Source organism: Bartonella grahamii subsp. shimonis (assembly GCF_036327415.1).
Lineage (GTDB): Bacteria > Pseudomonadota > Alphaproteobacteria > Rhizobiales > Rhizobiaceae > Bartonella > Bartonella shimonis.
The window spans coordinates 1,412,405-1,431,480 of the sequence record NZ_CP123961.1 but is presented as its reverse complement, the minus strand read 5'-3'; the positions used below and the strand labels follow the sequence as shown (position 1 = coordinate 1,431,480).

Here is a 19,076-nt window from a genome sequence, read left to right as displayed (position 1 = left end):
TTCAATTAGTCGTATAAAATTTGTACCTTTCTTTTAAGGAAGTTCTATAATCTTTTGTTCTTTAAGTGTAATTCGACGATGCATTTGCTTAGCCAAAGCGTAATTATGTGTTGCAATAAGAGCAGAAAGACCAGACTGACGAACAAGGATAGCTAAAGCTTGAAAGACATAAGCTGAAGTTACTGGATCAAGATTTCCTGTAGGTTCATCAGCCAAAAGAACCGAAGGGCCATTTGCTACTGCACGTGCAATAGCAACACGTTGTTGTTCTCCTCCCGATAACTCTGAGGGACGATGGTTAGCACGATGAGAAATACGCAGATACGTCAATAATTTGCGCGCACGATCTTCTGCTATGGATTTTTTAAATCCTGCTATCATTTGCGGTATCATGACATTCTCTAATGCTGTAAACTCTGGAAGTAAATGATGAAATTGATAAACAAAACCAATATCATTTCGTCTTATAGCTGTTCGCTCACTATCAGAGCGCTTTGCACAAGAAACACCCCGTAACATCACATCACCAGCTGTTGGTTTTTCTAATAACCCAGCAATATGAAGAAGTGTTGATTTCCCAGCACCAGATGGCGCAACAAGTGCGACAAGCTCTCCACGATTAAGAATAAAATTCGCTTTATCTAAAACAATGAGCGGCTTATGACTCTCGAAAAAGCGTCTTTCTATCTCTACAAGCTCTAAAATAGCTGTCATTATTCATACCTCAAAGCTTGTACGGGATCTAGCTTAGCAGCACGCCATGCCGGAATGAGAGCGGCAAGAAAAGACAAGAATAAAGCCATCATAGCAACCAAGATGGTCTGTTTCCACTCAATTTGTGCAGGCAATTTTGTTAAAAAATAAAGTTGAGGATTAAAAACATCAACATTAAATAACCAAGATATAAAGTCTTGGATATGATTAATATTCGCGGTCGCGATAACACCTAAAACTAAACCTAATATAGTTCCAATAAAACCAATCATCATTCCTGTAATGATAAATATACGTAAAATCGCACTCTGTTGAGTTCCCATCGTGCGTAAAATTGCAATATCATGACTTTTATCTTTTACAAGCATAATCAACCCTGAAATAATATTTAAAGCAGCAACAAGAACGATCAGAGAAAGAATGAAAAACATAACATTTCGTTCAATCTGTAAGGCTGAAAAAAAAGCCTGATTGCGTGTACGCCAATCAATTAAATAAACCTGTTGATCAACTGCTTTTTCTACAACAGGTTTTATTTGATCAACAGCATCAGGATCATTTAGAAATAATTCTAAAGACTGGACCTTATCTCCCAAATTAAAAAACATTTGTGCTTCATGGAGAGGCATAAAGATAAATATTGAATCATATTCAGACATACCAACTTCAAAAATAGCAACAACTTTATAAGCTTTCACACGTGGGGTAACGCCAAAAGGAGTTTCATCACCATCTGGAGTAATAATACGAAGATCTCTTCCAACTGTAAGTCCCAATTTTTCTGCTAATCCACGTCCAATTGCAACACCTTCTTCTTGATCAAACAGAGAAATCGATCCTAATTTAATGTTTTGAGAGACTATTTTAAGCTTTTCTAGATCTTGTTTGCGCATACCACGAACTAACGCGCCAGAGCCTCCTTGAACTTCACCTTGGACAAGCGCTTGACCTTCAATAACAGGCAAAGCAAACTTCACACCATTTGTAGCTTCTAAAGAAGAAATAAGAGTTTTATAATCAGAAAAACCAGTATCAACTGTTTGAATAATAAGATGCCCATTCATACCAAGAATACGATTGAGAAGTTCTGTACGAAAGCCATTCATCACCGCCATAACAACAACCAGAGCGAATACGCCCAACATAATTCCAATAAGAGAAATAATTGAAATAACAGATGCAACGGCATGCTTTTTATTGGGAATCATATAACGAAAAGCGATCATCCACTCATAAGATGAAAACCATTTATTTTTCAGCCTCTTCATAACATTTCCTATTAAAATATAGAAAGTTGGCTGAGTACATCTTCAACCTTTAAAAATTTTTTTATACCTGTTTTTCGATCTTTAATTTCAACTTCAGTTTGTGCAATGCTGTTAGGACCAACAATGATTTGCGTTGGCAAACCAATCAAATCCATTGTTGCAAATTTTGATCCAGGTCGTTCATTTCTATCATCTAATAAGGGATCAAAACCAGCACCCTTTAATCCCTGATAGAGAAACTCACATGCCTGTGTGCATTTTTCATCATCGGGTTTCATATTAATAATCCCAAAATCAAATGGTGCCATCGACTTTGGCCAAATAATACCATTTTCATCATGAGAAGCCTCAATAGCAGCCGCAACAAGACGTGAAGGTCCAATACCATAAGAACCCATAGAGACCATATGCTCTTTCCCATCTTGTCCCATAACTTTTGCTCCCATTGGAGTAGAATATTTAGTACCAAAGTGGAAAATATGTCCTACTTCAATACCACGCGCTGAAAGACGATTATGATCAGAAACTTTAACCCACTCCTCTTCATTATGCATTTCTTCCGTCGCTGCATAAAAAGATGTCCATTGTTTAACGATATCATCTAAAACAGCTTTATCACTAAAATCGATTGAACTATCAGGAACGGTAAGTTCAAGAAATTTTTTATCACAGAAGATCGCACTCTCTCCTGTTTCAGCCAAAATGATAAATTCATGACTGAGTTTTCCCCCAATTGGACCTGTATCAGCACGCATAGGAATTGCTTTTAAGCCAAGACGAGAAAAAGTGCGTAAATAAGCAACAAACATACGATTATAAGATGTTTTAGAGCCTTCATAATCAAGATCAAAAGAATAAGCATCTTTCATTAAAAATTCTCGTGCACGCATCACACCAAAACGTGGACGAATTTCATCACGAAATTTCCATTGAATATGATACAAATTAAGCGGAAGATCTTTATAAGAACGAACATATGAGCGAAAAATATCTGTCACCATCTCTTCATTGGTTGGACCATAAAGTAAATCACGCTTTTGACGATCTTTAATGCGAAGCATTTCCAAACCATAATCATCATAACGACCGCTTTCACGCCAAAGATCAGCAGATTGAATTGTGGGCATCAATATTTCTATTGCACCTGCACGTTCTTGCTCTTCACGAATAATTTTACAAACTTTATCAAGCACTTTTTTTCCCAATGGAAGCCAAGAATAAATCCCTGATGTTTGTTGTCGAATCATTCCAGCACGCAACATGAAGCGGTGAGAAACAATTTCTGCTTCTTTAGGATTCTCTTTTAAAAGTGGAAGAAAATATTGAGAAAGACGCATTGAAATAATTAACTCCTAATCAGATCTACCATACTTGGAACAATTTATCACACCCTCTATTCATCTATAGCCGCATTCTGAATACTTGCAAATATAATGATCTTATTATTTAAAAATTTATTGTGCTTTATTTTATTCTCTATTTTTCTTATTGAGCAATAAAATAAAAATGCTCTTCTCTTTTTTAATAACGTAATATGAAAGTTCTTTATTTGGACCGATGTAAAAAAACTGTACAGATAGGTTTTTTTTGCCAAATTTCATGAACAGCCGCTCTCACTGCACGTCGCGTTGCCTCTCGAATAAGTTCATTATTTTTCTGTTTCATGCGTGGGATATTATAGACTGTTTTTTCTACAATATCTAAAAGAATATCTTTTAAGCTTTCTCCCTTTCCATTACTTTCAGGTAACCCGAATGTTGTTAGACCTATATCCCCTAATAATTCATGCTTACTATTTATATGGAGAGAAATAGTAACATGACCAGCATAACTTAGTTTGCGGCGTTCACGAATCCCTAATTCATCTTCATCTCCAATTAGGCAACCATCCTTATAGATGCGGACAACAGGAACTTGATCAACAACTTCTACAGGTTCTGGTGCAAGACGTAACATATGTCCATTTCTGATATCCTTAACAGTTTTAATACCCGCTTGACGTGCTAAAGTTGCCTGAGCCTTAAGATGCATTGCTTCCCCATGTACAGGAACAAGTATCTGTGGCTTTATCCAATCATACATCTGTAAAAGTTCTGAACGACGGGGATGACCTGAAACATGAACAAGTGCATCTTCATTCGTAATAATTTCAATACCCAAATCAATGAAACGATTTTGTACCTCTATAATCGCTTTTTCGTTTCCTGGAATACTTCGTGATGAATAAATAACGGTATCACCAGCGGAAAGTGTAATATTTCTCATTCCATCACGTGACAGTTTAGCCAAAGCAGCACATGGCTCACCTTGGCTCCCTGTGACAATTAAAACAAGATCTTTTCGCGAGATGTAACCATAATCATCTTCCGTTACAAATGGCGCTAAACCATTCATATAACCAAGCTCTTGTGCAACCATAATACTTTGCTTAAGGGAACGCCCAATGACAAGCACCTTACGTCCAGCAGCTTCAGCTGCAAGAGCAATAGAACGTATCCGACCAATATTAGAAGAAAAAGTTGCTATTACAACACGCCCTTCAGCTTTGGAAATAATCTCAGAAAGACTGGCTTGAACTTGCTGCTCTGATGAAGATATACCATCGTGACACGCATTTGTGGAATCACAAAGTAATGCTAAAACACCTTTTTTGCCTAAAGCACGAAATCTTTTTTCATCCGTTACAGCCCCAAGTGAAGGAGTATGATCAATTTTCCAATCACCAGTATGAATCACAGTCCCCAAAGAGGTTGTAATTGCTAAAGATACAGATTCCGGTATTGAATGGTTAACAGCTATAGCCTCTACAGAAAAGGAACCTACCTGAAAACAATCACCAGCTTGAAAAATATTGAGTAAAAATTTTTGAGATTCAAAATCTAATTGTTTTTTAGTTTCCAATAATCCTGCCGTAAAAGGCGTACAGTAAATTGGAACTTGTAACTTTGGCCATAAATCAAGAACGGCTCCATAATGATCTTCGTGTGCATGTGTTAAAACAAGACCCCGTATATTATGTTTTTCACTTTCTAAAAAACGAATATCAGGCAAAACAAGATCGACTCCTGGTAATTCAGAACCAGCAAAACTAATCCCCATATCAACCAGCAGCCATTCACGAAGATTTTTGGGACCAAATCCGTAAGCAGCTAAATTCATCCCTATTTCACCTACACCTCCCAGAGGTAAAAAAACAAATTCATTCTTATTAGCTGCAACCATAAACATCTCCCAAATCATTAAGGTATTTGATGGTAAAATAATTTTTAATAACGACCTGCATTAACAGAAGCAGCCAAACCAAAATGAACATCTCCAGCTGTTATAATTGCTTGCTGACCATTTTTTTGTTTTATGATGCAGTTAAAATCATTATCAAGACCACCAAAAATACCTTCGATGACTTTTTCATCATTGATTATTTTGACATGCTGCCCAAGGTGAGCAGAGTATAAAAGCCATTTTTCGCGGATTATATCGCATCCTCCTGACTGTTTCCAAAGGAGATAATTTTTAGAAAAACATTCAGTTAAAACCGTAAATAATTGTTCTGTTTCAACATGCAAACCAATATTCTTTAAACTTGAAGTGGGATATGGTGCATCTTCATAATTATATTTCACATTTATTCCAATACCAATAACCAATGCATACTGTTGTGATGGCAATTTAAAAATCTCAAGTAAAACTCCAGAACTTTTAGCCCCTCCTAGCAAAATATCATTTGGCCATTTTAAGCTAACGATATCGTTCGTTTGCTTTTCATCTTTTATAAATTGTTTTACTGTTTCTACCACACTTACTCCAGCAACAAAACCAAGCTGAGCAGCAGTTTGATGAACAATACCATCAATTAACAAAAGACTAGAATAAAGGTTTCCTTTCGGACTAGACCATGTCCTACCTCTTCTTGCTCTTCCCTGTGACTGTTCTTGTGCAACAACCCATAGATAACCTTTATGACCAGCTTGCGCTTTTCGTTGTGCAATAAGATTTGTTGAATCAACAGTTTCGTACGATTCAACAGTGTATCCTTGTTTTTGTGCAAAATCTGATAAGATATAAACCATATTCATTAAAACAATGCGGTTGCTGCTTTTTCTGCCAACTCAGCAAACCAAATTCCAAAAAGCGTATAAAATAAAATGAACAATGCAGAAAGACCGAGACAAAATTGAAGCTCATTCGACAAAGCAATAAAATGCACCTTTGCTTCATCAAACCACATAATTTTAATGACTCGCAAATAGTAAAAAGCCCCGACAACAGACGCTATCATACCAACGACAGCAAGTGGAGTAAGTCCAGCATGAACAGCGGCAGAAAATGTATACCACTTTCCAAAAAAACCAGCCATAGGAGGTATGCTTGCTAACGAGAAAAGCTGTATCGTCATCACAACAGCCATAAACGGATTCGTCTTTATCAATCCTGAAAGATCATAGATATTTTCAATATTTCCATTGCTAGACCGCATCCCAAGAATAAATGCAAACGAACCAATCGTCATACCAAGATAAATAGTCATATAAAGAATAACACTTTTTACACCAAGAATATCTCCAGCAGCTAAACCAACAAGCGCATATCCCATATGACCGATTGATGAATAAGCCATTAAACGCTTAATGTTGGTCTGACCAATTGCAGCAAAAGCACCAAGTATCATTGATGCAAGTGCCATGAAGACCAAAATTTGTTGCCATGCAGGCATCACGTTATCAACGCACCCTAGGGGAATAAAGGTCATCACAATAATACGGATGATTAAAGCCATTGCAGCAATTTTAGGGGCACCAGCAAAAAATGCTGTAATCGGTGTTGGCGCTCCTTCATAAACATCAGGTGTCCACATATGAAATGGAACAGCAGAAATTTTGAAAGCCAAACCAGCTAAAATAAAGACAATTCCAAAAATGACCCCCAATTGTAAATTTTTACCTTTTAAAGCAAGAGCAATTTCGTGAAAACCAATTTGACCGGTAAAACCATAAAGCAAAGAAATACCATAAAGCAGCAACCCTGAAGATAATGCTCCTAAAACAAAGTATTTTATACCGGCTTCAGAAGATTTTACATTATTACGATTAATCGCTGCTAAAACATATAAAGCTAACGATTGCAGTTCTAACCCCATATAAAGCGACAGCATATTACCCGCTGAAATCATAAACATCATTCCAAGGGTTGCTAAAAGAACAAGCACTGGAAATTCAAATATATTAAACTTTTGTGCATTGGCAAAACCAACAGACATGATAAGAGAAAAGAGTGCACCAATAAGCATTAAAATTTTCATATAACGACTAAAGGAATCGATAACGAGCGCATTGGTTTGAAATGAACCATTTTTCGGAAAAACTATAAGAATAATAATGGTTGCCACAAGAAGTGCCATCGCTAAACCCGTCACTGTTAAAGAAGCACGTGTATTAGAAAAAACACCAATCATAAGCAGCACTACAGCTCCTAACGCAATTAAAAGCTCTGGAAGAATTAAAACTAATTGGGCTATTATTTCAGTTTGCATTTACATTCTTCCCTTATCTAGTGCAGTTTATTGATGAGGGTTTCTACGGAAAACGCCGTTGCTTTAAGAATAGGCGTTGGATAGATACCAAAGAATATTGTAAGAATAACCATTGGATAAAGGATAAGTTTTTCTCTTAAAGAAAGATCTATTAATACTTTTAAATTCTCTTTATCCAAGGAACCAAAAATCACACGCCGATAAAGATAAAGGGCATAGGCTGCCGATAAAATAACGCCTGTTGTTGCTAAAAGAACAACCAATTTATTTACTTGAAAAACACCTATTAAGGTTAAAAATTCACCCAAAAATCCTGAGCTTCCAGGCAAACCAACATTTGCCATAGTGAAAATTAAGAAAACAACAGCATATTTAGGCATATTATTCACTAAACCACCAAACGCTGAAATTTCACGTGTATGCAAGCGATCATAGATAACCCCAACACAAAGAAACAACGCTGCTGAAACAATTCCATGGGACAGCATCTGATAAATAGCCCCTTGTATCCCTTGTTCATTCGCAGCAAAAATGCCCATTGTCACATACCCCATATGTGCTATTGAAGAATAAGCAATAAGTTTTTTGATGTCACTTTGAACAAGTGCGACCAACGACGTATAAATAATAGCGATAAGCGATAATATGAAAATCAAAGGTGCAAAATCAGCTGAAGCGATAGGAAACATAGGCAAAGAAAAACGAAGAAAACCGTACCCACCTAATTTGAGTAAGACACCAGCTAAAATAACGGAACCCGCTGTCGGTGCTTCTACGTGAGCATCGGGGAGCCATGTATGAACTGGCCACATAGGCATTTTAACTGCGAAAGAAGCAAAAAATGCAAGCCATAACCATATTTGCATATGAGCAGGAAACTGATAATTGAGTAAAGTTGGTATATCAAGTGTTCCAGCCTCCCAATACATAGCCATAAGAGCAACAAGCATAAGCACTGAACCAAGTAAAGTATATAAGAAAAACTTTATACTTGCATAAACACGACGTGCTCCACCCCATACACCTATAATGATAAACATTGGAATGAGACTGCCTTCAAAAAAAACATAGAATAACATTGCATCAAGAGCACAAAAAACGCCAATAATAGCAACTTCTAAAAGAAGAAACGCAATCATATAAGCCTTTAATCTCTCTTTAACATTCTCCCAACTTGCTAAAATACAGAAAGGCAAAAGGAAAGCCGAGAGAACAACAAAAAGAATAGAAATACCATCAACCCCCATATGATAGCTAATGCCACCCCCTAACCAACTGGACTTTTCAACCATTTGAAAATTTGGGTTGTTAGAATCAAATCCCATCCAAATAATTAAAGAAATAATAAAAACAAATAGAGTCGTAAAAAATGCAACATTACGTATATTATGACGTGCTACTTCACTATCATCTTTGATAAACAAAATCAGAAGCACACCAATAAGCGGCAAAAATGTAACCGTAGAAAGAATAGGCCAATCGGTCATTAATTTACGCCCCCGATCATCATCCATGTAATAAGCAATACAATACCGATAAGCATTGCAAATGCATAGTGGTAAAGATAGCCTGTTTGCATTCGAACAACTCTATTTGTAATATCAACAACACGTGCTGCAATACCATTAGGACCTAGACCATCAATAATCTTACCGTCTCCCACTTTCCAAAGAAAAGAACCAATTCTAAAGGTAGGACGAACAAACAAAAAGTTATATAATTGATCGAAATACCATTTTTGGTAAAGAAAGTTATATACTCCTGGCATAATACGGACCATTTTCTTAGGAAGAGATGGAATAGAAACATAAAATAAATAAGCTAAGATAAACCCAAGAACCATCGCTATAAATGGCGACCATTTTACCCAATCAAAGACATGGTGGACTTCATGAAGAATGTGATTGTGGCTGCTTGTAAATAATGCTCCCTTCCAAAAAACATCATACAAATCGCCAAAAAAGTAAGGTTGGAAAACAACACCAGAAAATATTGCTCCAATAGATAAAAGAAAGAGTGGAATCAACATAACTGGCGGCGATTCATGAACATGATGCATAACATCAACTGTTGCACGTGGTTTACCATGGAATGTCATAAAGATAAGCCGCCATGAATAGAAACTTGTTAATAAAGCCGCAAAAACAAGAAGATAAAAAGCATATCCTGAAGCAATATTATGGGATGCAAAAGCAGACTCTATAATCGCATCTTTTGAAAAAAAGCCTGCAGACCCGAAAAGTGTTCCTGGAATTCCAACACCTGTCAAAGCAATGGTCCCGACCATCATCATCCAATAGGTGACCTTTATATGTTTGCGTAACCCACCCATTTTTCGCATATCTTGTTCATCAGATACAGCATGAATGACAGAACCTGCACCAAGAAACAACAAGGCTTTAAAAAAAGCATGCGTAAAAAGATGAAAAACAGCAGCGCCATAAGCTCCAACACCTAATGCCACAAACATATAACCAAGTTGAGAGCATGTAGAATAAGCAATAACACGTTTAATATCATTCTGCACCAACCCCACAGTTGCTGCAAAAAACGCTGTTGTTGCTCCAACAATAATAATCACAGTCAAAGCAGTCGAAGAAAGTTCAAAAATTGGCGACATACGCGCAACCATAAAAACACCAGCCGTTACCATTGTAGCAGCATGAATAAGCGCTGATACAGGTGTTGGTCCTTCCATTGCATCAGGAAGCCAAGTATGTAAAAGAAATTGTGCTGATTTTCCCATCGCACCAATAAATAATAAAAGACATGTAATGGTAATTGCCGTCTGTCCATCAAATTGCCAACCTAAAAATGTCATATTTTGTATCAAGCTATTATTTGCAGCTTTTGCAAAAATAGAGGCAAAATCAACCGATTGGAATAAAACAAAAATACTAAATATTCCTAAGAGAAAACCAAAATCTCCAACACGGTTAACTACAAAAGCTTTCATTGCGGCCTTATTAGCAGAATCGCGCTGAAACCAAAAACCAATGAGTAAATAAGAAGCAAGTCCTACACCTTCCCATCCAAAAAACATCTGGATCAAATTATTGGATGTGACCAACATAAGCATCATAAATGTGAACAAAGAAAGATAAGAAAAAAAACGGGACCTTGAAGGGTCATGGTGCATATAGCCAATTGAATAAATATGCACTAATGCCGAAACACTATTTACAACAACAAGCATGACAGCTGTTAATGTATCAACATGTAAAGCCCAATTAAAGCTTAAGTCACCAACAGTAACCCAATGTAATACCAATACATCAATCGCTGGAATATGACCAAGTGCAAGATCGAAAAATGCTATCCACGATAATATAGCAACAACAACCATAAAGCTACATGTTATCAATTCACTCGCACGATCTCCTACTGTTTTTCCACCTAGTGCCGCAATTAAAAAACCCAAAAGCGGAAGAAAGACAATCGTATAATACATTATTGGTTAGCCTTTCATTACATTAACATCTTCAACCGCAATGGAACCACGATTGCGGAAAAAAACGACCAGAATTGCTAAACCAATGGCAGCTTCAGCAGCTGCTACAGTTAAGACAAATAAAGCGAATATCTGACCAACAAGATCATGAAGAAATGCTGAAAATGCAACAAAATTGAGATTAACTGAAAGCAATATAAGCTCAATGGACATCAAGATAATAATCACGTTTTTTCTGTTGAGAAAAATCCCAGCAATACCAATCGTAAACATCAAAGCAGAAACAGTAAGATAATGTGTAATATCAATATACATATCTGCATAGCCCCCCTTAAATACCTTTGCCGGATTCAACTTGTTTGATTTCAATGGCACTTTCTACCGTTCTAGAAACTTGCTCCGCAATAGATTGCCGCTTTACTCCTAATTTATGACGAAGTGTTAAAACAATAGCCCCAATCATTGCAACCAATAAAATCATTCCAGCAATTTGAAAATAGAAAACATAATCCGTATAAAGAATATCACCTAATGCTTGTGTATTTGTTCGCTGCGCTAAATCTGGCATTGGTTGCGTAACATGCGTTCTCAAGACTGGAGAAAAATAGCTACTCACAAAAACAACTATCAATTCTACAGCGATAATAATACCAATAAGAGCTCCAATAGGAGCATACCGAAGAGTTCCACTCTTTAACTCAGCAAAATCAACGTCAAGCATCATAACGACAAATAAAAATAAAACAGCGACAGCTCCAACATAAACAACAAGCAGAATAAGCCCTAAAAACTCTGCTCCTGCAAGCAGAAATAAAACCGCTGCATTAAAAAATGCGAGAATTAAAAACAAAACAGAATGCACTGGATTGCGTGCTGTAATAACAATAACTGCACTTGTTAGCATAATAAAAGCAAACAAATAGAAAAACGCCGCCGCTAGATCTGTTAGCATAGGCTTCTCCTTAATTATTCAAACAATTGGTATAAACTTCATACCAGATTACAATTTATCGGAAAATATCCGACACCTCATTTAACGATACACTTAACGATAAGGTGCATCCATTAATATATTACGAGCGATTTCTCGCTCCCAGCGATCTCCATTCAATAAAAGCTTTTCTTTATTATAATAGAGTTCTTCACGCGTTTCTGTTGCAAATTCAAAATTTGGACCTTCAACAATAGCCTCTACCGGACAAGCCTCTTGACAAAAACCGCAATAGATACACTTAACCATATCGATATCATAACGAACAGTTCTACGCGTACCATCATTACGTCGCGGCCCAGCCTCAATTGTAATCGCTTGCGCAGGGCAAATTGCTTCACATAATTTACAAGCAATACACCTTTCTTCACCATTTGGATAGCGACGCAATGCATGCTCACCGCGAAAACGCTGAGATACAAAACCTTTTTCATAAGGATAATTAATCGTGGGCTTTGGTGAAAAAAATTGACGCATAGCTAAGAAAAAAGCACTCACAAATTCCAATAGGAGAAGTGACTTTGCCGCCTGAATAAAACCTGACATTGAAAAATCTCCTCTTAAACAAAATTCGCAAACTTTAAAAAAGCAGCAGTTATCACAACCATTGCTAATGAAAGAGGAAGAAAGACCTTCCAACCAAGCCGCATCAGCTGATCATAACGATAACGTGGAACAAATGCTTTAACCATAGCAAACCCAAAAAATACAAAACAGACTTTTAAAATAAACCAAATGCCCCCAGGAACCCAATTAAGCCACCAAACATCTAAGGGAGGGAGCCACCCGCCTAAAAATAGAATGGTTGTTAATGCACACATTAAAACAATCGCAACATATTCGCCAAGAAAGAAAAGCATGTAAGGCGTTGAAGAATATTCTACCATATGGCCAGCTACAAGTTCAGATTCTGCTTCCACCAAATCAAATGGAGGACGATTTGTCTCTGCGAGCGCAGAAATAAAAAATATAATAAACATTGGAAAAAGAACGAGCCAATTCCAATCGAGAAAGCTGTTAAAAGGAAGGCCAAGAGTTGTACCAAGCCCGTGCGTTTGTTTAAAAACAATTGTTGTGAGATCTAACGAACCACTTATTAAAATGACGGTTACAAGCACAAAACCAATGGAAACTTCATAAGAAACCATTTGTGCCGCCGAACGAAGAGCCCCTAAGAAAGGATATTTTGAATTTGATGCCCATCCACCCATAATAACACCATAAACTTCAAGAGATGAAATGGCTAAGATATAAAGCAAACCAACATTAATCTTCGCAACCTCCCAACCCTCATTGACAGGAATAACAGCCCAAGTTGATAAAGCAAGTGTCGCTGAAACAAAAGGAGCCAAAAGAAAAACACCCTTATTTGCACCCGCAGGGATAATAGGCTCCTTAACAACAAATTTAATTAAATCTGCAAAAGACTGTAATAAACCCCATGGACCAACAACGTTTGGTCCACGCCGCAATTGCACCGCTGCCCAAATCTTTCTATCTGCATAAAGAAGATAAGCAACTAAAACCAAAAGGACGACCAAAAGAAGAAGTGTCTTTCCGATTATAATGAGTAATGGCAACAGCCAAGTCATAAAGAAATCATACATCATTATTCCTTTTCCTTTGCCCTTACTTTACAGTTTGCGCAGCACGGTTTTTTGCAAGAGCTGAACATTCAGCCATAATAGCAGAAGCACGTGCTATCGGATTTGTTAAATAAAAGTCTTTAACCGCAGAAGTAAATGTTTGCCTCTCTAAAGAAACCATTTTTGAACCAAGCGCCTTAAGATCACTTATATCAGAAGGCACTATATCATCAACAGCACAAAGATGTGGATAATCATTAAACAAGCATTTCCTTAATTGAGAAAGAGAATCAAAAGGGAGCCTTTGTCCTAAAATATCCGATAAAGCACGCAAAATAGCCCAATCTTCTTTTGCTTCACCTGGAGCAAAACCAGCTCGATTTGTCATTTGAACACGTCCTTCTGTATTCACATAAAGCCCTGATTTTTCAGTGTAAGCAGATGCAGGCAAAATAACATCAGCAGCATGCGCACCATTATCACCATGGCTACCAATATAAACTGTAAAAGCTTTTGTATTGGCTAATTCTACTTCATCAGCACCAAGCAAAAATAAAACTTCACAGGTTTTAATAATATTTGCAACTCCAAGCTTAGAAGTAAAGCCTATGTCCAACCCTCCAACAATCGACGCTGCATTATGAAGAACCCCAAATCCATTCCATTCTTCACTAAGAGCACCAATATTATCAGCTAATTTAGCAAGACTTTTTAAAACAGATAAACCTTCATTTCCTGAAACCGCTCCCTCTCCGATAAGAATAAGAGGCCTCTTCGCTTCTTTTAAGACATTAAAAAAAACATCCTCTCCACGAATAAGTGTCGTTAATGTATCACTCCCAGATCCAAGGTAAGAATAAGGATAACGTAAATCGACTTTCTCTCCAATTAATGCAATAGGAAAATTTCCCATCCGTTGGCGCCTTAAAATACGCGCATTAAAAACAGCCGCTTCATGACGTGGATTAGATCCCACAATAAGCAATGCATCAGCCTGTTCAACACCTGCAATCGTCGGATTAAAAATATAACTCGAACGCCCAAACTCAGGCGATAAAGCCCCCCCTCTTTGGCGACAATCAAAAAGCGTTGAGCCCAAAGAGCTTAATAATGCTTTAAGGGCATACATTTCTTCAACAGAAGCAAGATCTCCAGCAATGGCTCCAATTTTTTCTGGAAAAATTTTAGAGATCACCATTTTAATTTTTGCAAAAGCTTCTGTCCAACTGGCAGGTTGAAGCTTCCCATCTTTGCGTACATATGGTTTATCAAGCCGCTGAGTCCGTAATCCATCCCAAATAAAACGTGTTTTATCAGAGATCCATTCCTCATTTACATCTTCATTCGTACGTGGCATAATTCGCATAACTTCACGGCCGCGGCTATCAATACGGATAGCACTACCAAGCGCATCCATCACATCAATCGATTCCGTTTTTACCAATTCCCATGAACGGGCATGAAACGCATAAGGTTTTGAGGTTAAAGCTCCTACAGGACAAAGATCAATAACATTTCCCTGTAATTCAGATGTCATAGCTTTTTCAAGATACGTCGTAATTTCAGCATCTTCACCACGACCGATCAAACCAAGCTCAGAAATACCCGCCACTTCTGTCGTAAAACGAACACAGCGTGTGCAATGGATACACCGTGTCATAACTGTCTTCACAAGTGGCCCAATATATTTATCTTCTACAGCACGCTTATTTTCACTATAGCGAGAACAGTCGCGCCCATAAAGCATCGCTTGATCTTGAAGATCGCATTCTCCCCCTTGATCACAGACAGGACAATCCAAAGGATGATTGATAAGGAGAAACTCCATAACACCTTCACGTGCCTTTTTAACCATTGCCGTGTTGGTAAAAATTTCTGGGACTTCACCATTAGGCCCTAGCCGTAAATCGCGAACTCCCATAGCACAAGAAGCTTGAGGTTTCGGAGGTCCGCCTTTAACCTCAACCAAACACATGCGACAATTTCCAGCAATTGATAAAGATTCATGAAAACAAAAACGAGGAACTTCAGCACCAGCTGCCTCAGCAGCTTGAAGCAACGTATAGCAATCAGGAACTTCAATCTCTTTACCATCAACTTTGATATTTATCATCACTCATCCAGCCTGCGGATAACCCACTTAAAACTTGCATTCCGTTGCTCTTAGAACAAAATCCTTTATTACAACGCCTCCAAAGCAATATTTTTGCTTTGGACTACATTTCGCGTGTATTCATCAATTCTACGCTCGATTTCCGAACGAAAATTACGTATTAACCCCTGTACAGGCCATGCAGCAGCATCACCAAGCGCACAAATAGTGTGTCCTTCAACCTGTTTGGACACTTCAAACAAAAGATCAATCTCGCGTTTTTGAGCTCTTCCCTCAACCATACGCCCTAAAAGACGCATCATCCAACCCGTCCCCTCACGGCATGGTGTACACTGACCACAACTCTCGTGCTTGAAAAAAGCAGCTATACGCCAAATTGCCTTGATAATATCGGTTGATTTATCCATAACAATCATTCCCCCTGTACCAAAAGAAGAACCGACATCTCGCATCCCATCAAAATCCATGATAGCATCAATCATATCTTCACCACGAACAACCGGACAAGAAGCCCCCCCTGGGATAACAGCTAAAAGATTATTCCATCCACCACGAACACCACCCGTATGTTTTTCAATTAATTCACGGAATGAAACACCAAGGGCGTCTTCAAATGTACAAGGTGCATTAACATGCCCTGAAACCATAAACAATTTCGTTCCAACATTATTTGCTCGCCCAATTGACGAAAACCATGAAGCACCTCGACGTAAAATCGTTGGAACAACCGCTATAGATTCTACATTGTTGACTGTTGTCGGACAGCCATAAATCCCCATATTGGCAGGAAATGGTGGTTTAAGCCGAGGTTGTCCCTTTTTCCCCTCAAGACTTTCAAGAAGAGCCGTTTCTTCACCACAAATATAAGCACCAGCTCCATGATGAATAACAATATCACAAGCATGCCCATATTTCGTTTTTTTGCCAAGTAAACCTGCATCATAACATTCATCAACGGCAGCTTGAAGCGCTTCACGCTCACGAATATATTCACCACGAATATAAATAAAAGCAACATTGGCTCCCATAGCAAAAGTAGCGATTGCACATCCTTCAATCAAAGTATGGGGGTCATGACGTAAAATATCACGGTCTTTACAAGTTCCAGGTTCAGATTCATCGGCATTGACAACCAAATAATGAGGACGCCCATCACTCTGCTTTGGCATAAAGGACCACTTCATTCCGGTAGGAAAACCAGCACCACCACGACCGCGTAAACCCGATGCCTTCACCTCACCAATGATCCAATCACGACCTTTGTCAATCATCTCTTTCAGACCATTCCAATGCCCACGCAACATCGCAGCCTTTAATGATTTGTCTTTTAAACCATAAATATTGGTGAAAATACGATCTTTATCAGCTAGCATACCCCACCTTTTTTTTTATTACCCGTAGCATTTTCTGCTTTTCCTCAAATGCAATTTTTAAATATCTTTTCAGACTTCTTACTTTTCGTTAAATGTTGCCATCATGGGTAGAATAATAAAATATTTTCTCAAGAAAAATACTTAATTATGTTCCCATTCTTTCCTTATCCTTTTTTGGTGAAGGCTTGAGAGATTTTTTTTCTTTCTCATCATCAATAAGAGAAGTTAAACCATCAATCGGTTCCGACGATTTACGACTACTTTGCGGACCAACCGCTATCTCAGCCCCTTTACCAGCCTCAAACGCATCAATAATCTCTTCAAGGCGTTCAGCTGTAAGATCTTCATAAGTATCTTTAAAAATCATAACCATGGGAGCATTAACACAAGCGCCAAGACACTCCACCTCCTCCCATGACAATGTTCCATCCTGATTGGTCGTAAAAGGTTCATGATGAATTTTTTTCTGACAAACTTTAATCAATTCATCAGAACCACGTAACATACAAGGAGTCGTACCACAAACTTGAATATGCGCTTTTGTTCCAACAGGCTTAAGCTGAAACTGAGTATAAAAAGTAGCAACTTCTAGGACACGGATATACGCCATAGAAAGAATTTGAGCGATATGCTCAATTGCAGCACGCGTCACCCAACCATCTTGCTCTTGTGCACGCATTAATAACGGAATAACAGCTGATTGCTCACGCCCTACAGGATACTTTTCTATGGTATTTTTCACCCATATCTGATTTTCCTTTGTAAAAGAAAACTCTGCGGGCTGATAGACATCATCTGCAAGACGGCGTACGGACATTAGCGATCAATCTCCCCAAAGACAATATCAATCGAACCCAAAATAGCTGTAGCATCCGCCAGCATATGGCCTCGAGTTAAAAAATCCATAGCTTGGAGATGAGCAAACCCAGGAGCACGCAACTTAACACGATAAGGCTTATTGGTTCCATCAGAAACAAGATAAACACCAAACTCACCCTTCGGAGCTTCCACAGCAACATATACTTCTCCAGGAGGCGTATGAAAACCTTCTGTATAGAGTTTAAAGTGATGAATCAGCGCTTCCATTGAGCTTTTCATTTCACTCCGCTTCGGTGGTACAATTTTACGATCCAAACTCGAAACTGGTCCATTCTTTTCACTACCAAGTAATCGTTCTACGCATTGACGCATAATTTTCGCTGATTGACGCATTTCTTCCATACGAATAAGATAGCGATCATAACAATCACTATTTTTACCTATAGGAATATCGAATTCCATTTCGTCGTAACATTCATAGGGCTGACTTTTACGCAAATCCCATGAAACACCAGCTCCACGAATCATAACCCCAGAAAAACCACGTGCCCAAGCTTCATCAATACTTACAACGCCAATATCCACATTACGCTGCTTAAAAATCCTATTCGGAGTCACAAGCGCATCAAGTTTCCCGAGAGAAACAAGAAATGGATCAATAAAATCACCAATATCTTCAACTAAAGATTCTGGTAAATCTTGATGCACGCCACCGGGACGAAAATAATTTGCATGAAGACGGGCACCACAGGCACGCTCATAAAAAATCATCAATCTTTCACGCTGCTCAAACCCCCAAAGCGGTGGTGTTAAAGCACCAACATCCATTGCCTGTGTCGTTACATTAAGCAAATGATTAAGAATACGCCCAATTTCAGAAAACAAAACACGTATTAATTGCCCTCTTTTAGGAACTTTAATATCCAATAACTTTTCAATAGCAAGAACAAAAGCATGTTCCTGATTCATAGGAGCAACATAATCCAAACGATCTAGATAAGGACCCGCTTGAAGATAAGTTTTTGTTTCCATTAACTTTTCTGTACCGCGATGCAATAATCCAATATGCGGATCTACACGCTCAACAACTTCACCGTCTAACTCCAAAACCATACGCAAAACCCCATGCGCGGCAGGATGCTGCGGACCAAAATTGATATTAAAGTTTCGAACATTGACCTCAGCCACAATCAACCCCTTGCTTTTTAAAAAACTTCATATCAAACATCAA

At 38.1% G+C, this 19,076-nt stretch carries 16 protein-coding genes; all 16 read right to left on the bottom strand.

Annotated elements, in window-relative coordinates; all coding sequences use genetic code 11:
• Positions 1–33: 33 nt before the first annotated feature.
• The gene (locus tag QHG57_RS06355) at positions 34–714 is read right to left on the bottom strand and encodes an ABC transporter ATP-binding protein (RefSeq protein ID WP_330168955.1); all 681 of its coding nucleotides are present in this window, start codon (positions 712–714) and stop codon (positions 34–36) included.
• Entirely contained in the window at positions 714–1,982 is a 1,269-nt protein-coding gene (locus QHG57_RS06350; protein ID WP_330168954.1) for a lipoprotein-releasing ABC transporter permease subunit, read from the bottom strand. Before QHG57_RS06350 ends, QHG57_RS06355 begins: the two co-directional genes overlap by 1 nt.
• 11 nt (positions 1,983–1,993) lie before the next feature.
• Positions 1,994–3,319, bottom strand: a complete 1,326-nt coding sequence (gene proS / locus QHG57_RS06345; RefSeq protein ID WP_330167567.1) for a proline--tRNA ligase — start codon at positions 3,317–3,319, stop codon at positions 1,994–1,996.
• 208 nt (positions 3,320–3,527) lie between these two features.
• Entirely contained in the window at positions 3,528–5,204 is a 1,677-nt protein-coding gene (locus QHG57_RS06340; RefSeq protein WP_330168953.1) for a ribonuclease J, read from the bottom strand.
• Positions 5,205–5,248: 44 nt separating this feature from the next.
• The gene (locus QHG57_RS06335) at positions 5,249–6,058 is read right to left on the bottom strand and encodes a biotin--[acetyl-CoA-carboxylase] ligase (RefSeq protein WP_330168952.1); all 810 of its coding nucleotides are present in this window, start codon (positions 6,056–6,058) and stop codon (positions 5,249–5,251) included.
• Complete coding sequence (gene nuoN, locus QHG57_RS06330) at positions 6,058–7,512, bottom strand: NADH-quinone oxidoreductase subunit NuoN (RefSeq protein WP_330167564.1); 1,455 nt, start codon at positions 7,510–7,512, stop codon at positions 6,058–6,060. Before nuoN ends, QHG57_RS06335 begins: the two co-directional genes overlap by 1 nt.
• 17 nt (positions 7,513–7,529) lie before the next feature.
• Positions 7,530–8,999 carry an NADH-quinone oxidoreductase subunit M gene (locus tag QHG57_RS06325; protein ID WP_330167563.1) on the bottom strand — a complete coding sequence of 490 codons (1,470 nt, stop codon included), beginning with the start codon at positions 8,997–8,999 and terminating at the stop codon, positions 7,530–7,532.
• Positions 8,999–10,963, bottom strand: coding sequence for an NADH-quinone oxidoreductase subunit L (gene nuoL, locus QHG57_RS06320; protein ID WP_330168951.1), 1,965 nt, complete (start codon positions 10,961–10,963; stop codon positions 8,999–9,001). The genes QHG57_RS06325 and nuoL overlap by 1 nt, the downstream gene beginning before the upstream one ends.
• 6 nt (positions 10,964–10,969) lie before the next feature.
• Positions 10,970–11,278, bottom strand: coding sequence for an NADH-quinone oxidoreductase subunit NuoK (gene nuoK / locus QHG57_RS06315; protein ID WP_015856359.1), 309 nt, complete (start codon positions 11,276–11,278; stop codon positions 10,970–10,972).
• Positions 11,279–11,294: 16 nt separating this feature from the next.
• Positions 11,295–11,915: an NADH-quinone oxidoreductase subunit J gene (locus tag QHG57_RS06310; RefSeq protein WP_330167561.1), complete on the bottom strand. Its 621-nt coding sequence runs from the start codon at positions 11,913–11,915 to the stop codon at positions 11,295–11,297.
• Positions 11,916–12,008: 93 nt separating this feature from the next.
• The gene (nuoI, locus tag QHG57_RS06305) at positions 12,009–12,500 is read right to left on the bottom strand and encodes an NADH-quinone oxidoreductase subunit NuoI (protein ID WP_330167560.1); all 492 of its coding nucleotides are present in this window, start codon (positions 12,498–12,500) and stop codon (positions 12,009–12,011) included.
• 14 nt (positions 12,501–12,514) lie between these two features.
• Positions 12,515–13,561 (bottom strand): NADH-quinone oxidoreductase subunit NuoH, encoded by a 1,047-nt coding sequence (gene nuoH, locus QHG57_RS06300; RefSeq protein ID WP_330168825.1) that lies wholly within the window; start codon positions 13,559–13,561, stop codon positions 12,515–12,517.
• A 22-nt stretch (positions 13,562–13,583) separates the two neighbouring features.
• Positions 13,584–15,653, bottom strand: coding sequence for an NADH-quinone oxidoreductase subunit NuoG (nuoG, locus tag QHG57_RS06295; RefSeq protein ID WP_330168950.1), 2,070 nt, complete (start codon positions 15,651–15,653; stop codon positions 13,584–13,586).
• Between the two features lie 68 nt (positions 15,654–15,721).
• Complete coding sequence (gene nuoF / locus QHG57_RS06290; RefSeq protein WP_330167558.1) at positions 15,722–17,026, bottom strand: NADH-quinone oxidoreductase subunit NuoF; 1,305 nt, start codon at positions 17,024–17,026, stop codon at positions 15,722–15,724.
• Positions 17,027–17,171: 145 nt separating this feature from the next.
• Complete coding sequence (gene nuoE, locus QHG57_RS06285) at positions 17,172–17,843, bottom strand: NADH-quinone oxidoreductase subunit NuoE (protein WP_330167557.1); 672 nt, start codon at positions 17,841–17,843, stop codon at positions 17,172–17,174.
• Positions 17,843–19,033: an NADH-quinone oxidoreductase subunit D gene (locus tag QHG57_RS06280; protein WP_330167556.1), complete on the bottom strand. Its 1,191-nt coding sequence runs from the start codon at positions 19,031–19,033 to the stop codon at positions 17,843–17,845. Before QHG57_RS06280 ends, nuoE begins: the two co-directional genes overlap by 1 nt.
• Positions 19,034–19,076: the final 43 nt, after the last annotated feature.

Excerpts from the sequence above, each read along its gene's own strand:
- proS (WP_330167567.1), bottom strand. The coding sequence starts at position 3,319 with ATGCGTCTTTCTCAATATTTTCTTCCACTTTTAAAAGAGAATCCTAAA.
- QHG57_RS06355 (WP_330168955.1), bottom strand. The coding sequence starts at position 714 with ATGACAGCTATTTTAGAGCTTGTAGAGATAGAAAGACGCTTTTTCGAG.
- QHG57_RS06310 (WP_330167561.1), bottom strand. The coding sequence starts at position 11,915 with ATGCTAACAGATCTAGCGGCGGCGTTTTTCTATTTGTTTGCTTTTATT.
- nuoI (WP_330167560.1), bottom strand. The coding sequence starts at position 12,500 with ATGTCAGGTTTTATTCAGGCGGCAAAGTCACTTCTCCTATTGGAATTT.
- nuoK (WP_015856359.1), bottom strand. The coding sequence starts at position 11,278 with ATGTATATTGATATTACACATTATCTTACTGTTTCTGCTTTGATGTTT.
- nuoG (WP_330168950.1), bottom strand. The coding sequence starts at position 15,653 with ATGATAAATATCAAAGTTGATGGTAAAGAGATTGAAGTTCCTGATTGC.
- QHG57_RS06335 (WP_330168952.1), bottom strand. The coding sequence starts at position 6,058 with ATGAATATGGTTTATATCTTATCAGATTTTGCACAAAAACAAGGATAC.
- nuoL (WP_330168951.1), bottom strand. The coding sequence starts at position 10,963 with ATGTATTATACGATTGTCTTTCTTCCGCTTTTGGGTTTTTTAATTGCG.
- nuoE (WP_330167557.1), bottom strand. The coding sequence starts at position 17,843 with ATGTCCGTACGCCGTCTTGCAGATGATGTCTATCAGCCCGCAGAGTTT.
- QHG57_RS06325 (WP_330167563.1), bottom strand. The coding sequence starts at position 8,999 with ATGACCGATTGGCCTATTCTTTCTACGGTTACATTTTTGCCGCTTATT.
- nuoF (WP_330167558.1), bottom strand. The coding sequence starts at position 17,026 with ATGCTAGCTGATAAAGATCGTATTTTCACCAATATTTATGGTTTAAAA.
- QHG57_RS06340 (WP_330168953.1), bottom strand. The coding sequence starts at position 5,204 with ATGGTTGCAGCTAATAAGAATGAATTTGTTTTTTTACCTCTGGGAGGT.
- QHG57_RS06350 (WP_330168954.1), bottom strand. The coding sequence starts at position 1,982 with ATGAAGAGGCTGAAAAATAAATGGTTTTCATCTTATGAGTGGATGATC.
- nuoH (WP_330168825.1), bottom strand. The coding sequence starts at position 13,561 with ATGTATGATTTCTTTATGACTTGGCTGTTGCCATTACTCATTATAATC.
- nuoN (WP_330167564.1), bottom strand. The coding sequence starts at position 7,512 with ATGCAAACTGAAATAATAGCCCAATTAGTTTTAATTCTTCCAGAGCTT.